Annotated in this window: 17 protein-coding genes; 11 read left to right on the top strand and 6 right to left on the bottom strand. The window is 73.5% G+C overall.

Annotated features, from left to right (window positions below; translation table 11 throughout):
* Positions 1 to 3: 3 nt before the first annotated feature.
* Positions 4 to 567, top strand: coding sequence for a hypothetical protein (locus ACPPVS_RS14730; RefSeq protein WP_426593004.1), 564 nt, complete (start codon positions 4 to 6; stop codon positions 565 to 567).
* Here the strand turns inward: ACPPVS_RS14730 and coaA are convergent, their stop codons facing one another.
* A complete protein-coding gene (gene coaA, locus ACPPVS_RS14725; RefSeq protein WP_426593003.1) occupies positions 568 to 1518 on the bottom strand; it encodes a type I pantothenate kinase in 951 nt (316 codons plus the stop codon).
* 83 nt (positions 1519 to 1601) lie between these two features.
* Here coaA and ACPPVS_RS14720 point away from each other — a divergent pair, with 83 nt between their 5' ends.
* Positions 1602 to 1955, top strand: a complete 354-nt coding sequence (locus tag ACPPVS_RS14720; protein WP_426593002.1) for a holo-ACP synthase — start codon at positions 1602 to 1604, stop codon at positions 1953 to 1955.
* 3 nt (positions 1956 to 1958) lie between these two features.
* On the opposite strand, the gene ACPPVS_RS14715 is transcribed toward ACPPVS_RS14720, so the two are convergent.
* Entirely contained in the window at positions 1959 to 2945 is a 987-nt protein-coding gene (locus ACPPVS_RS14715) for an LLM class F420-dependent oxidoreductase (protein ID WP_426593001.1), read from the bottom strand.
* Between the two features lie 56 nt (positions 2946 to 3001).
* On the opposite strand from ACPPVS_RS14715, the gene ACPPVS_RS14710 reads away from it, so the two are divergent.
* The 7 genes from ACPPVS_RS14710 to ACPPVS_RS14680 are packed head-to-tail and all read left to right on the top strand — an operon-like array spanning position 3002 to position 8726.
* Positions 3002 to 4453: a bifunctional ADP-dependent NAD(P)H-hydrate dehydratase/NAD(P)H-hydrate epimerase gene (locus ACPPVS_RS14710; RefSeq protein WP_426593000.1), complete on the top strand. Its 1452-nt coding sequence runs from the start codon at positions 3002 to 3004 to the stop codon at positions 4451 to 4453.
* Complete coding sequence (locus ACPPVS_RS14705) at positions 4450 to 5058, top strand: nucleoside/nucleotide kinase family protein (RefSeq protein ID WP_426592999.1); 609 nt, start codon at positions 4450 to 4452, stop codon at positions 5056 to 5058. The genes ACPPVS_RS14710 and ACPPVS_RS14705 overlap by 4 nt, the downstream gene beginning before the upstream one ends.
* A gap of 22 nt (positions 5059 to 5080) precedes the next feature.
* Entirely contained in the window at positions 5081 to 6244 is a 1164-nt protein-coding gene (gene alr, locus ACPPVS_RS14700) for an alanine racemase (RefSeq protein WP_426592998.1), read from the top strand.
* Positions 6241 to 6747: a tRNA (adenosine(37)-N6)-threonylcarbamoyltransferase complex ATPase subunit type 1 TsaE gene (gene tsaE / locus ACPPVS_RS14695; RefSeq protein WP_426592997.1), complete on the top strand. Its 507-nt coding sequence runs from the start codon at positions 6241 to 6243 to the stop codon at positions 6745 to 6747. Before alr ends, tsaE begins: the two co-directional genes overlap by 4 nt.
* A gap of 4 nt (positions 6748 to 6751) precedes the next feature.
* Positions 6752 to 7465: a tRNA (adenosine(37)-N6)-threonylcarbamoyltransferase complex dimerization subunit type 1 TsaB gene (gene tsaB / locus ACPPVS_RS14690; RefSeq protein WP_426592996.1), complete on the top strand. Its 714-nt coding sequence runs from the start codon at positions 6752 to 6754 to the stop codon at positions 7463 to 7465.
* A complete protein-coding gene (gene rimI / locus ACPPVS_RS14685) occupies positions 7462 to 7920 on the top strand; it encodes a ribosomal protein S18-alanine N-acetyltransferase (protein WP_426592995.1) in 459 nt (152 codons plus the stop codon). The genes tsaB and rimI overlap by 4 nt, the downstream gene beginning before the upstream one ends.
* A complete protein-coding gene (locus ACPPVS_RS14680; RefSeq protein WP_426592994.1) occupies positions 7917 to 8726 on the top strand; it encodes a sulfurtransferase in 810 nt (269 codons plus the stop codon). The genes rimI and ACPPVS_RS14680 overlap by 4 nt, the downstream gene beginning before the upstream one ends.
* A gap of 38 nt (positions 8727 to 8764) precedes the next feature.
* Here the strand turns inward: ACPPVS_RS14680 and ACPPVS_RS14675 are convergent, their stop codons facing one another.
* A complete protein-coding gene (locus ACPPVS_RS14675) occupies positions 8765 to 9406 on the bottom strand; it encodes a malonic semialdehyde reductase (RefSeq protein WP_426592993.1) in 642 nt (213 codons plus the stop codon).
* Positions 9407 to 9494: 88 nt separating this feature from the next.
* Here ACPPVS_RS14675 and tsaD point away from each other — a divergent pair, with 88 nt between their 5' ends.
* Positions 9495 to 10538: a tRNA (adenosine(37)-N6)-threonylcarbamoyltransferase complex transferase subunit TsaD gene (gene tsaD / locus ACPPVS_RS14670; protein WP_426592992.1), complete on the top strand. Its 1044-nt coding sequence runs from the start codon at positions 9495 to 9497 to the stop codon at positions 10536 to 10538.
* On the opposite strand, the gene ACPPVS_RS14665 is transcribed toward tsaD, so the two are convergent.
* Complete coding sequence (locus tag ACPPVS_RS14665; RefSeq protein WP_426592991.1) at positions 10535 to 11683, bottom strand: glutamate--cysteine ligase; 1149 nt, start codon at positions 11681 to 11683, stop codon at positions 10535 to 10537. The genes tsaD and ACPPVS_RS14665 overlap by 4 nt on opposite strands.
* Positions 11683 to 12873, bottom strand: coding sequence for a THUMP-like domain-containing protein (locus tag ACPPVS_RS14660; RefSeq protein WP_426592990.1), 1191 nt, complete (start codon positions 12871 to 12873; stop codon positions 11683 to 11685). Before ACPPVS_RS14660 ends, ACPPVS_RS14665 begins: the two co-directional genes overlap by 1 nt.
* 217 nt (positions 12874 to 13090) lie before the next feature.
* On the opposite strand from ACPPVS_RS14660, the gene groES reads away from it, so the two are divergent.
* Positions 13091 to 13387 (top strand): co-chaperone GroES, encoded by a 297-nt coding sequence (gene groES / locus ACPPVS_RS14655; RefSeq protein WP_426592989.1) that lies wholly within the window; start codon positions 13091 to 13093, stop codon positions 13385 to 13387.
* 135 nt (positions 13388 to 13522) lie between these two features.
* Here groES and ACPPVS_RS14650 read toward each other — a convergent pair whose 3' ends face one another.
* A complete protein-coding gene (locus tag ACPPVS_RS14650; RefSeq protein ID WP_426592988.1) occupies positions 13523 to 13819 on the bottom strand; it encodes a WhiB family transcriptional regulator in 297 nt (98 codons plus the stop codon).
* Between the last annotated feature and the right edge of the window lie 121 nt (positions 13820 to 13940).

Raw genomic sequence — 13940 nt, 5'->3', positions numbered from 1 at the left:
AGCGTGGCGGACGTGCGGGCGAGGTGGACGGCACTGGTCGTGCTCCCCGCCGTGCTCTTCGCGGCCGGCTGCAGCTCGACCCCGACGGACCTGCGCCCCACCGCCGTCGTCGCTCCGGCGGCGGACTGCATGTCGCCGGCGGTCCTGAACGACCTGGGCCTGGTGCCGGCGTCGACGGGCCGCGCCGCGATGACCGCCAGCGCGTCGCCGGAGCCCGGCAAGGTGCCCGACGGCTTCGTGCCGGTCAGCGTGGTCGTGTGCACCCTCGACGGGTCTCTGAAGGACGCGTCCGGCACCTGGCTGGCGCTCACCGCGAGCCACCGCGAGGGCGACCTCGAGCCGCTCGTCGCGGCCCTGCGGGAACCGTCCGCGCGGCGTGGTGGGACCTGCAGCACGGGCCAGGCCGACACTCCTGCGCTCTGGCTCGTCGACGCCCTCGGACGCGCCCTGCGACCGACGTGGCCGACGGACCGTTGCGGCGGGCCGAGCCCAGCCGTGAGCAAGGCGCTCGCCGCGCTGAAGGAGACCGACAACGAGAAGTTCCCGGTCGAGACTGCGCGGCCGTAGCTAGAGCTTGCGCAGCCGGACGCGCTGGACGGCGTGGTCGGGACCCTTGGTGAGCACGAGCGTGGCGCGGCTGCGGGTCGGCAGGATGTTGTGCAGCAGGTTCGGGGCGTTGATGGAGTCCCAGATGGTCTGCGCGCGTTCGACCGCCTCGGAGTCGGTCAGCGCGGCGAACCGGTGGAAGTACGACTCCGGCCGCGCGAACGCGGTCTCACGCAGGCGCAGGAACCGCTCGACGTACCACTGACGGACGTCGCTCGTGCGCGCGTCGACGTAGATGGAGAAGTCGAAGAAGTCGCTGACCGCCAGGCTCGACGGGCCCTCGGCCGACGGGCGGGCCGGCTGCAGGACGTTGAGGCCCTCGACGATGAGCACGTCGGGCCGGTTCACCACGATCTCGCGCCCGGGCAGGATGTCGTAGGTCAGGTGGTCGTAGACCGGGACGCTGACCTCGGGCCGGCCCGCCTTCACCTGGGAGACGAACCGGAGCAGGGCGCGGCGGTCGTAGGACTCCGGGAAGCCCTTGCGCTCCATCAGGCCGCGCCTCGCGAGCTCCGCGTTCGAGTACAGGAACCCGTCGGTGGTCACCAGCTGGACGCGCGGCGTCGCCGGCCACCGCGCGAGCAGCTCGCGCAGCAGGCGGGCGGTGGTGGACTTCCCGACGGCCACCGACCCGGCGACCCCGATGACGAACGGGGTGCCGCCGACGTCCTCGCGCAAGAACGTGCTCGACGCGGCGTGCAGCCCGCGGGTCGCCTCGATGTGCAGGTCGAGCAGGCGGGAGATCGGTCGGTACACGACGTCGACCTCGGCCAGGTCGATGGGGTCGCCCAGGCCGGCGAGGCGTTCGACGTCGGCATCCGTCAGCGGGAGCGGGGTCGAGGCGGACAGCCGCGCCCAGGCGTCGCGATCGAGGTCGACGTAGGGCGTGGCCAGGTTGAGCGAGGGCGGCACGGGACGATTGTGCCCGAGCCGGGCCCGTGAGGCCGCCCGGCTACACTCGCGGCCATGTGCGACCTACACCCCGCGGTGATCTCGTGATCGTCGGGGTGGGCATCGACGTCGTCGACGTGGCGCGGTTCGTCGCGACCATGCACCGCGTCCCCGCCCTGCGCGAGCGGCTGTTCACGCCCGAGGAGCGCGAGATGCCGGAGACCTCGCTCGCCGCCCGCTTCGCCGCCAAGGAGGCGATCGCCAAGGCACTCGGCGCGCCGCCCGGGATGAGCTGGCAGGACGCGACCGTGCGCCGCGTCGCCGGCGCGCAGCCCGTGGTCGAGGTGACGGGCACGGTCGCCGCCGCCGCGGCACTGGCCGGCGTCGACCGGTTCCACCTGTCCATCTCGCACGACGCCGGCATCGCCTCGGCGGTCGTCGTCGCGGAACGGGACTGACGCTCACCGCAGCGCCGGGACCACCTGGGTCTCGAAGAGCTCGATGCCCGAGCGGTCGTAGGCGGCCTCGAGGAAGTACGTGATCGCGTAACCGAGCCCGAGGTCCTTCAGAGCCCCGAGCTTCTCGACGATCTGCTCGGGCGTGCCCACCAGCGGTCCGTTGCGCAGCGACTCGGCCTGCTCGGCGGCGCGGGACGGGACCGTGTTCGACAGGTGCTCCTCGGCCCAGGCGATGCGGTCGTCGACGTCGGCCTCGGTCTCGCCGATCACGACGTTGTAGTTGGCCGACCGGGTGATCTCATCGAACGGCCGACCGATCTCGTCGCAGTGACCGCGCAGGACGTCGGACTTGTGTGCGAAGCCCTCCGGGGAGCCGTCGAAGTTCGTGTACTGCGCGTGCTCCGCCGCGATGCGCAGGGTCTTCTGCTCACCGCCGCCCGCGATCCAGAGCGGGGGACCGTCGACCTGCAGGGGGAGCGGGGCCAGCTGGGCGCCGTCCACCTGGTAGTGGCGGCCGTCGAGCGTCGCTGTGCCGTTGGTCCACAGCTGCTTGAAGATCTGCACGCCCTCGTCGAGCATCCCGATCCGCTCGCCGGCCCGCGGGAAGCCGTAGCCGTACGCGCGCCACTCGTGCTCGTACCAGCCGGCGCCGATCCCCATCTCGACGCGACCGCCCGAGATGACGTCGGCGGTCGCGGCGACCTTGGCCAGGTAGGCCGGGTTCCGGTACGCCATGCACGTGCACATCTGGCCGAGCCGGACGCGGCTGGTGGAGGCGGCGAACGCGTTCATGAGGCTCCACGCCTCGTGCACCGCCTCGCCGTTGGGCTCCGGGGTGCCGTGGAAGTGGTCGTAGACCCAGATCGACTCGAAGGCGTCGCCGTCGTCGGCGTGCTTCGCCAGGCCGTTCATCACCTGCCAGTGGTCGCGGGGCTCGATGCCCGTGAGGTCCTGCCGCCAGCCCTGGGGGATGAAGAGTCCGAAGCGCATGCCTCGCAGGTTACCCGCGGCTCGCTCGACGTGCCCGGAGCAGACAGGATGGAGACGTGCTGGAGTCGTGGACGTCGTCGCAGGTCCGAGCCGCCGAGGAGCCGTTGCTGGCCGCCGGCGAGCCGCTGATGGAGCGGGCCGCGTTCGCGCTGCACGTGCACGTGTGCGCCGCTCTGGCCGAGCTTCGCGGGCGGATCGGCGGTGCGCGGGTGCTGGTCCTGGCGGGGTCGGGCAACAACGGCGGCGACGCCCTCTACGCCGGGGCGCTGCTGGCCCGGCGCGGGGTCGAGGTCCGCGCGGTCCTCGCGAGCGATCGCGTGCACCAGGGCGGCCTGGACGCGCTCCTGCGGGCCGGTGGTCGGGTGGTCGACCGTCCCGGGGATCCGGACCTGGTCCTCGACGGGCTCGTCGGCATCGGTGGCGACGGTTCGGGGCTGCATGGACGCGCGGCCGAGGTCGCCCACGGGCTCACGGGCGGAGCGTTCGTGGTCGCCGTCGACGTCCCGTCGGGCATCGGGGTCGACGACGGGACGGCAACGGGTCCGGGCCTCGACGCGGACCTGACGGTGACGTTCGGTGCCGCGAAGCCGGGTCTGCTGCTGCCGCCGGCCGCGCGGCGCGCAGGCCGTGTCGAGGTGGTGGACATCGGACTGACGCTGGACGAGCCGCCGGCGGTGGCACGTCTGGACGACAGCGACGTGGCCCAGCTCTGGCCTGTACCGACGGCGGATGCGCACAAGTACACCCGCGGTGTGGTCGGCGTGGTCGCCGGGTCCCGTGCGTATCCCGGGGCCGCGATCCTCGCGACGACCGCCGCGCTGCGGGCCGGGGTCGGCATGGTGCGCTACCTCGGCGACGTCGGCGACGTGGTCGTCGCGGCCAACCCGGAGGTCGTCGTGGGCAACGGCCGGGTCCAGGCCTGGGTGTTCGGACCCGGGGTGTCGACCGACGACGCGAGCCAGCGGCGGCGGATCCAGTACGCGCTCGAGCACGTGGTCACCGGCGGCGAGCCCGCCGTCATCGATGCCGGTGCGCTGGAGCTGCTGCCCGAGCGGGTGGGACCGCACGCCGTGCTGACACCGCACGCGGGGGAGCTGGCGGCCCTGCTGGGTGCCCGTGGCGAGGACGTCGATCGCGCGGGCATCGAGGCCGAGCCGCTGCGCTGGGCGCGGCGGACCCACGAGCTGACCGGCGCGACGGTGCTGCTCAAGGGTCCGGTGACGCTGGTCGTCGGCGCGCTGGGCGCCACCTACGCGCAGGCGGACGCGCCCGCCTGGCTCGCCACGGCGGGCGCGGGTGACGTGCTCGCTGGCCTGCTCGGGGCTCTGCTGGCGGCCCGGGTCGACGCGATCCACGACGACCCGACGATCGTGGCCGCGCTCGCGGCGACCGCGGCGCTGGTCCACGGTCGGGCGGCGCACCGGGCCAACCCCGGGGGTCCCATCTCGGCGACCGACGTCGCGGAGGCCCTCCCGGGCACGATCGCGGCCCTGGTCGAGGGTCCGTGAACGGCGAGCTCCGGGCGCGCCTCGACGCGCTGCTGGCCACCGGCCAGCGGCGGATCCTGGGGATCGTCGGCGCACCGGGCGCGGGGAAGTCGACGCTCGCGGCCCAGGTGGCCGAGGTCGCCGGCGCCCGGGCCGTCGTCGTGCCCATGGACGGCTTCCACCTGGCGCAGAGCGAGCTCGAGCGCCTCGGCCGTGCGGATCGCAAGGGTGCGCCGGACACGTTCGACGCCGCCGGCTACGTGGCGCTCCTGCGCCGGCTCCGCGACGAGGACGGCCCGGTGTACGCGCCCGAGTACCGCCGGGACCTCAAGAACGGGATCGCCGGCGCGATCGCCGTGCCGGCCGACGTGCCCCTCGTCGTCACCGAGGGGAACTACCTCCTGCTCGACCGGCACGGGTTCGCGCCCGTCGCGGGCCTGCTCGACGAGTCGTGGTTCGTCGCGCTTCCCGACGAGGTCCGCCTCGCCCGGCTGGTCGCCCGGCACGAGGCCTTCGGCAAGTCCCCGGAGGCGGCCAGGGCGTGGTCGCACGGTCCCGACGAGGTCAACGCCCGGCTCGTGGCCGCGACGGCGCACCGCGCGGACGTCGTCGTCGAGGGTCTGTGAACCGGGTGGGAGACTGGGCGCCGTGAGCCAGTTCCCCGCGCGCGCCGTCGTCGATCTCGCGGCGATCCGCGGCAACGTGTCCGCGCTCGCCGCGCACGCGCCGACGGCTCAGGTGATGGCCGTGGTCAAGGCCGACGCGTACGGGCATGGTCTGGTGCCGTCCGCGCACGCCGCACTGGCCGGCGGGGCGTCGTGGCTGGGGGCCGCCCAGGTGACCGAGGCGTTGGAGCTGCGCCGCGCCGGGGTCGCCGCTCCGCGGATCCTCACGTGGCTGTACGCGCCCGGCGCGCCGCTGCGGGACGCGATCGAGGCGGACATCGACCTGACCGTCTCTGCCGCGTGGGCGCTGCAGGAGGTGGCCGCCGCCGCCCGTGCCGTCGGGCAGACCGCCCGTGTGCAGCTCAAGGTGGACACGGGCCTGAGCCGCAACGGCCTGACGCCGGCGGACCTGGACCTGCTGCTGCCGGCGGCGCAGGCCCTGGAGGCGGAGGGCGTGATCGACGTCGTCGGCCTCTGGTCGCACCTCGCGATCGCCGACGAACCGACGCATCCCACGGTCACCTTGCAGGCGAAGGTGTTCGCCGAGGCGCTGGCGGTGGTCGAGGGTGCTGGCGTCCGGCTGGAGGTCCGCCACCTGGCCAACTCGGCCGCGACGTTGACCAGCCCCGGCACCCACTACGACCTCGTGCGCCCGGGCATCGCCGTGTACGGGCTGTCACCGGTGCCGCAGCTCGGCGGGCCGGAGCAGTTCGGTCTCGTGCCCGCCATGACGGTCGAGGCCGAGCTGGCGAACGTGAAACACGTACAAGCGGGCTCCGGCGTCTCGTACGCCCACCTGTACGTCACCGAGCGCGACACCGTGCTCGGGCTGGTACCGCTCGGGTACGCCGACGGGGTGCCGCGGCACGCGTCGGGTACCCAGGACAGGCCGGGTGGACCCGTGCGCGTCGGCGGGCGGACCGTCGGCGTCGCGGGGCGCGTGTGCATGGACCAGGTCGTGCTCGACCTCGGTCCGGGCGCGACCGAGGAGGCGGGCGACACGGTCGAGCTGTTCGGGACGGGCGCCGACGGCGGACCGACCGCGCAGGACTGGGCGCTCGCGGCGGGCACGATCTCGTACGAGATCGTGACGCGGCTGGGCGCACGGGTGCCCCGCGTCTACGTGGACAGCGAGGAGGGGGCGTGACCGAGGTGCGACTCCCCGACGCGGACGCGACGCGGGCGTTCGGACGGGCGCTCGCGGGCGTGCTGCGCGCCGGCGACCTGGTGGTGCTCACGGGTGACCTGGGCGCAGGGAAGACGACGCTCACGCAGGGGATCGGTGTCGGGCTGGAGGTGCGCGGGCAGGTGGCGTCGCCCACGTTCGTCATCGCCCGCGTGCACCCGGCGCTCGGGGCCGGACCGGCGCTGGTGCACGTGGACGCCTACCGGCTGGGCTCCCTCGACGAGGTCGACGCGCTGGACCTCGACGCGAGCCTGGACGAGGCCGTCACCGTGGTCGAGTGGGGCGAGGGCTGGGTCGAGGGGCTCACCGAGGACCGTCTGGAGATCACGCTGCAGCGGCCGCGGGGCGGGACGATGGACGATCTCGACGACGCCGCGACCGGCGAGCGGATCGTCACGCTGACCACCGTCGGCGCACGCTGGGCGGACGTCGATCTGCCCGGCCCCGATGCGGTGGCAGGCTGAGACCGTGCCCGTCCTCGCCCTCGACACGTCCGCCGCCGTCGCGGTCAGCCTGACCGACGACGACGGTGCGCTCCTCGCCGGGCGCTCCGACCCGCAGCAGCGGCACCACGCCGAGCTGCTGACCCCGATGATCGCCGCGGTCCTCGCGGACGCGGGCGTCGACCGCCGGGAGCTGACGTCGGTGGTCGTCGGCACCGGTCCCGCACCGTTCACGGGCCTGCGCGTGGGGCTGGTGACCGCGCGGACGCTCGCGCTCGCGCTCGGCATCCCGGCGCGCGGCGTGCCCAGCCTCGACGCGATCGCCGCGGCCGCGTCGCGACGGCTCCCCGCGGGAACCGACGTGATCGTCGCGACCGACGCGCGCCGCCGCGAGGTCTACTGGTCGTCGTACCGTCTGGTCGGACCGGGCCGGATCCAGGTGCTCGTTCCGCCGTCCGTCGGTGCCGCCGCGGACGTCCGGCTCGGCGGTGCCCTGGTCGTCGGGCGTGGCGGCACGCTGTACGCGGACGTCTTCGCGCCGCCGGTCGACGGCCCGGTCGTCGCGCCCGTCGGAGCCGTGGCGATCGTTCCGTCGCTCGACGAGCTGCTCGACCCGGACCCGGCCGAGCTCGCCCGCCTGTCGCTGCAACGGTCCGACGAGGTCCTGGACACCGAGCCGCTGTACCTGCGCCGCCCGGACGCCGTCCCGCCCGCGGAACGCAAGCGCGCGCTCGGATGACCATCCTGATCAGGCCCCTCGTCGCAACGGACCTGCCGACGCTCGAACGCCTCGAGGGTGAGCTGTTCGGCGCCGCGGCGTGGTCGCCCGAGGGGCTGGCCGACGAGCTCGTCGGACCCGGCCGGTGGTACGTGGGAGTCGAGCAGGACGGCGACCTCGTCGGCTACGCAGGCCTGTGGTTCGACGGGTACGACGCGCAGGTGATGACCATCGGGACCGAGGAACGGTTCCAGGGCCGTGGACTCGCTCGTCTGATGCTGGCCAACCTGCTGGCGCGCGCCCGCGAGGTCGGCGCAGCGGTGGTCCTGCTCGAGGTCCGGGTGGACAACGAGCCGGCCATCCACCTGTACGAGAGCGTCGGGTTCGAGCGGCTGGGCAAGCGCCGGGCGTACTACCAGCCGGGCAACATCGACGCGTGGACGATGCGGCTCGACCTGCGGAAGGAGCCCGCATGACCGACCGGGACAACGTGCTGGTCACCGCGGAGGCGCTCGCGGCCGAGCTGGCCGGCCCCAGGAGGCCCGTCCTGCTCGACGTCCGCTGGGCGCTCGGCCAGACCGACGGGCACGACCGCTACCTCGCCGGCCACCTGCCGGGCGCGGTCTACGTCGACCTGGAGACCGAGCTGGCCGCGCCCGCCAGCCCGGCGAGCGGCCGACACCCCCTGCCGGTCGACCTCGAGTCGTCCGCGCGCCGCTGGGGCGTGACCGCCGACCGCCCGGTGGTCGCCTACGACGCCGTCGGCGGGATGTCCGCGGCGCGCGCGTGGTGGTTGCTGCGCTGGGCGGGTCTGCGCGACGTACGCCTGCTCGATGGCGGCCTCGGGGCGTGGACCGGACCGCTCGAGGCCGGCGAGGTCCTGCCCGACCCCAGCGACGTCGTCCTGACGGGCGGCTCGATGGCGACGATCGACGCCGACGAAGCGGCGACGTACTCGGGCTCGCTGCTCGACGCCCGTGCCGCCGAGCGGTTCCGGGGCGAGGTGGAGCCGGTCGACCCGCAGGCGGGCCACATCCCGGGTGCGCTCTCGTTCCCCACGGCCTGGCTGCTCGAGGCGGACGGCACGTTCCTGACCACGGAGGCGCTGCGGGAGAGGTTCGCCGGTGTGCGCGGCCCGGTCGCGGTCTACTGCGGCTCCGGCGTCACCGCGGCGCACGAGGTCGCCGCGCTCGCGACGATCGGCGTCGACGCGGCGCTCTACCCGGGCTCGTGGTCGCAGTGGTCCAACGACCCGACCCGCCCGGTGGCCACGGGGGCATGACGAGGGCCGCGACCCACGGGTCGCGGCCCTCATCAGCATCAGACGTTCTTGGACACCTGGGCGTAGCTCAGGCGCTCGGCGCGGGCGCGCGGCGTGCCGGTCCCCTCGACGTTGCCGACGTTGATGACGAACAGCGACTTCCAGCCGTTCTCGGCGAAGAACTCGCCGTCGACGGCGGCGAAGTCCAGGCCGGCCATCGGCCCGGCGCCCAGGCCGGCGGCGCGCAGGCCGACGATCACGTAGCCCGCCTGGATCAGCGCGTTCGTGCGCGCCATCTGCTCGCGCGTCTCGGGCTGGCCCTCGAGGACGTCCTTGAACGCGGCCGCGTGGGGCGCGAGCGTCGGGATGTGCTCGTGGAAGCCGGGGTCGGCGGCGAGGACGAGCGTGACGGGGGCCGCCAGCACGCGCTCGCGGTTGCCCTCGCTCATCAGGGCCGCGAGGCGCTCGCGAGCCTCGGGGGTGCGCACCACGAGCAGGCGCAGCGGCAGCGTGTTCATCGCCGTGGGGCCCCACTTCACCAGGTCGTAGACCGAGGCGAGCTGTTCGTCGGTGACCTCGCCCGGGACGAACTGGGCGACGGTGCGCGCCTCACGGAAGAGGAGGTCCGCGACGTCGTCGGCGACGGCCAGCGCGGGCGTCGGGAAGTCGAGGCCTTCGAGAACGGTGGTGTCAGTGGTCATACTTGATTGAAGCGTCAACTACCAATGGTTGTTCCGGGCGACGAAGTGAGGCGCGTCACGTCGGCGTCCGACACCTAAACTGTCCCGCATGGCTGAACCCCTCGTGCTCGGGATCGAGACGTCCTGCGACGAGACCGGCGTGGCCCTGGTGCGCGGCTTCGACCTGCTCGTGGACTCCGTGGCCAGCTCGGTGGACGAGCACGCGCGGTTCGGGGGCATCATCCCCGAGATCGCCTCGCGGGCTCACCTGGAGGCCATGGTCCCGACGATCGAGCGGGCCCTGGCCACCGCGGACGTGTCGCTCGGTGCGGTGGACGCCATCGCGGTGACGGCCGGGCCGGGCCTCGTCGGACCCCTGACCGTCGGAGCGGCGGCGGCCAAGGCGCTCGCGCTCGCGCTGGACAAGCCGCTCTACGGCGTGAACCACGTGATCGGGCACGCGGTGGTGGACGAGTTGGTCGACGGGGAGTTCCCCGGGCGCGTGATGGCCCTGGTGGTCTCCGGCGGCCACTCCTCGCTGCTGCTCCTCGACGACACGGTGAACGTGACCGAGCTGGGCTCCACGCTCGACGACGCCGCCGGGGAGGCCTTCGACAAGGTGGGTCGGCTGCTGGGGCTGCCGTACCCGGGCGGCCCGCACATCGACCGCCTGGCCCGCGAGGGCGACCCGACCGCCATCCGCTTCCCCCGCGGGCTCACTGCCGCCAAGGACCAGGCGCAGCACGCCGCCGACTTCTCGTTCTCGGGCCTCAAGACCGCGGTCGCCCGGTGGGTCGAGGCCCGCCAGGACGCCGGCGAGGAGGTCCCGCTGAGCGACGTCGCGGCCTCGTTCGCCGAGGCCGTCGCCGACGTGCTGACGGCCAAGACGATCGCGGCGGCGGCGCGGCACGGCGTCGACACCCTCGTGATCGGCGGCGGGTTCTCCGCCAACTCGCAGCTGCGCGACATGGCCGCCAAGCGCTGCGCCGAGGCCGGCCTCACCCTGCGCATCCCGCCCATCCGCTACTGCACCGACAACGGCGCGATGATCGCGGCGCTCGGTTCCGCCGTCGTCCGACGCGGCCTGCCGCCGTCGTCGCTCGACCTGGCCGTCGACTCGTCGATGCCGCTGACGCAGGTGCTGGTCGGCTAGAGCGGCCGACCGGCCCTGAGCTCCGCGACCAGCGAGCGCACGACTCCGTCGAGCTCGCCGGCGTGACGCCGCGCGACCGCGCGCTGCCGCTGGTACGACGCCCCGCGCCGCAGGATGACGCGCACCTGCTCGAGCTCGGCAGCGCAGCCGAGCCGCTCGGCGACGGGCGCCAGGTCGACCAGCCACCGGCTGACGGCGTCGGTGACGAGCTCCTCGTTCCCGGCGGCGTCGGTGATGATGATCGCGTCCATGCCGTACCGCGCCGAGCGCCACTTGTTCTCCTGCGCGAACCACGGCGGCAGGGTGGGCAGGGTCTCGCCGCGGTCGAGCAGGGTGGAGAAGTGCTCGACGAAGCAGTGGGTCAGCGCCGAGATCGCGCCGACCTCCAGCAGGTTCGTCGCGCCGTCGGCGATCCGCATCTCGAGGGTCCCGAACCGAGGCGAGGGCCGGACGTCCCAGCGGACCTCGTCGAACTGGTCGATCACGCCCGTGTGCATCATGTCGCCGGTGTACTGCTCGAGCTGCGCCCAGTCGTCGAAGCCGAACGGCAGGCCCGCGGTGGGTAGCTGCTGGAACAGCAGCGCGCGGTTCGAGGCGTACCCCGTGTCCTTGCCGCCCCAGAACGGCGACGACGCGGACAGCGACTGGATGTGCGCGAAGACCGTGAGCATCGCCCGCGAGATCGGCAGCACCTTGGCGCGGTCCTCGATGCCCACGTGCACGTGCACGCCGTAGATGAGCATCTGCCTGCCCCACCACTGCGTCCGGTCGATCAGCGTCGCGTACCGGGCCTTGTCGGTGACCTTCTGCTGCGACCACTGCGCGAACGGGTGCGTCCCGCCGCCCATCAGCTCGATCCGCAGGGGCTCGGCGGCCTCGCCGACGATGTCGAGGGCCCGTCGCAGGTCGCCGACCGCCTCGCCCACCGAGACGCACTTGCCCGACCGGAGCTCGACCGTGTTCAGCAGCAGCTCCTGGGTGATGAGCGGGTGCTCGGCGCCGCCGGCCGGCCGCACGGCGGACAGGATGGTCTCGGCCGCCTGCCGCAGGTCGCCGGAGTCGGCATCGACCAGCGCGACCTCCCACTCGATCCCGACGGTCGACCGCTCGGAGTACGCGAAGGGGAGCGGGACGGGCGCGGCCATCAGGCCGCCTCGACCACGAGCACCTGCTGGCTGCCGGCCACGCGCGTCAGGACGATCGTCGCGAAGGCGCTGCCGCGCAGGTCGAGCTGGCGGCGCAGCTGCTCGGGCACCACGGCGGTGCCGCGCTTCTTGATGGTCAGCCGGCCCACGTCCCGCTCGCGCAGGTAGGTCTTCAGGCGTTTGAGTCCGAACGGCATGGTGTCGAGCACGCGGTAGGCCGTGGCGGTCGCGACCGGGGTCAGCACGTCGGACGTCACGTACGCGATCGTCGGGTCGACCAGCCGCCCGCGCACCTGGTCGGCCAGCTCGCCGACGAGCCCCGCACGGATGACGGCGCCGTCGGGCTCGTACAGATAGGCCCCGACCTCGCCCGACGGCGGCCGGTAGATGCCGTCCGGGTCGCTGGCCAGGATCGTGTGCGCCTGCCCGTCGCGGAGCACGAGCGCCGACCGGCCCGAGCCCTCGGGCGCGAGCGGCCCGAACCACAGGCCCACCTCGACGACGTCGCCGTCCACCGACACCCACTGCGCGTGGGCGTCCATCGGCAGGGCCGAGTGGGGGATGCCCGGCCCGAGCTTGACGCCGAGCGCGGGCACCCGCTCGCGCAGCTCCAGCACGCGGTCGAGCGCGGGTTCGTACGCGGACGGGTCGAACACGCGGCTTCCCGACGAGGTCCGGCGGGCCGGGTCGGCGTACACCCCGTCCACCCCCTCGCCCACCAGGTCCAGGGCGAGCCCGTCCCCGTGCCGCACCTCGGCGTCGGGAAAGTGCCGCAGGTTCACCGTGGCGATCGCGGCCGTCGCCTCGTCCACGTCCGTGCCCAGCACCCGCAGGCCGATGCCGGCGAACGCCATCGCGTCCGCGCCGATCCCGCAGGTCAGGTCTGCCACCCGCGTGCTGCCCGCGTCCCGGTACCGCCGGGCGTGGTGCGCGGCCACCGTCAACCGGGTCGCCTGCTCGAGACCGGCCGGCGTGAACAGCATCCCGGCGGCGAAGTCGCCGAACTTGGCCACCGCCTTGGCGCGCAGCCGCGACTGCGTCAGCGCCGCCGCCACGAGCACCGGGTCCAGACCCTCCTGGTGCAGGCGCGCCGACAGCGCCATCGCGCGGGACTCGTCGTAGGGCGGCAGGGCCGACAGCAACGCCCAGCCGGTGGGGCTGAGGAGCTGGGACAGGCCCTCGGAATCCATGTCGCGATCCTTGCACGTATGCCCTTCGCCTACTGGTGTTCGCTGTCGGCCGTTGGCACTCGCCTTGACCGAGTGCTAACGCGTTCCTAGAGTGAGGATCTGGCACTCTCCCCGTGAGTGTGCCAACGGCGCTCCAGGCCCCGGCACCCGCGACGACGGCGGCCCGACAGCGCTCTTCGGACTCATGAACTACTCACATGCGAAGGGGAGGTCCGCTGTGTCGGTCTCCATCAAGCCCCTCGAGGACCGGATCGTCGTCAAGACGCTCGAGGCAGAGACGACGACCGCTTCCGGTCTCGTCATCCCGGACAGCGCCAAGGAGAAGCCCCAGGAGGGCGAGGTCCTGGCGGTCGGCCCCGGCCGTGTCGACGACAACGGCAACCGGGTCCCGCTCGACGTCGCCGTCGGCGACAAGGTGATCTACTCCAAGTACGGCGGCACCGAGGTGAAGTACCAGGGCGAAGAGCTCCTGATCCTCTCGGCGCGCGACATCCTCGCAGTCGTCCTCAAGTGATCTGACGATCGCCTGGAACGGCCCTCTCGGTCCTCGGACCGAGGGGGCCGTTCTCGTCTGAGGGCACGTCGCCGAGCACACGAAACCCCTCCGCGATCGCCGTTGATCGCCGGAGGGGTCTCGTCGTGCCGGGGATCAGCCCAGGCGGCTCGTGCGGTTGCGCTGGGCGAGGACGGCGGTGCGCTCGTCCTCCGAGAGGCCGCCCCACACGCCGTAGGGCTCGCGGACGGTGAGCGACTGCTCGCGGCACTCCTTCAGCACCGGGCACGTGGCGCAGATGGCCTTGGCGGCCTCGGCGCGACGGCGCCGCGCGGAGCCACGCTCCCCCTCGGGGTGGAAGAACAGGTCCTGGTCTGCGTCACGGCATGCGCCCTCGAACTGCCACTCCCACAGGTCCATCACGGGCCCGGGAAGTCGGGAGATCTCGGCCATGGGATTCCTCCTCAGTCGCTCCGGCAGACCGCGGATCGGCGGCGGTGCCGGAAGGTCGTGATGTACGGGTTGCCGCGGGGTGTGCCCCGCGGGGTGACGCGTTGCTGAGGACGTTACAACC

The sequence above is a fragment of the Cellulomonas sp. McL0617 genome, assembly GCF_049994875.1.
Lineage (GTDB): Bacteria > Actinomycetota > Actinomycetes > Actinomycetales > Cellulomonadaceae > Cellulomonas.
This window is presented reverse-complemented; position numbering and strand designations above follow the sequence as displayed.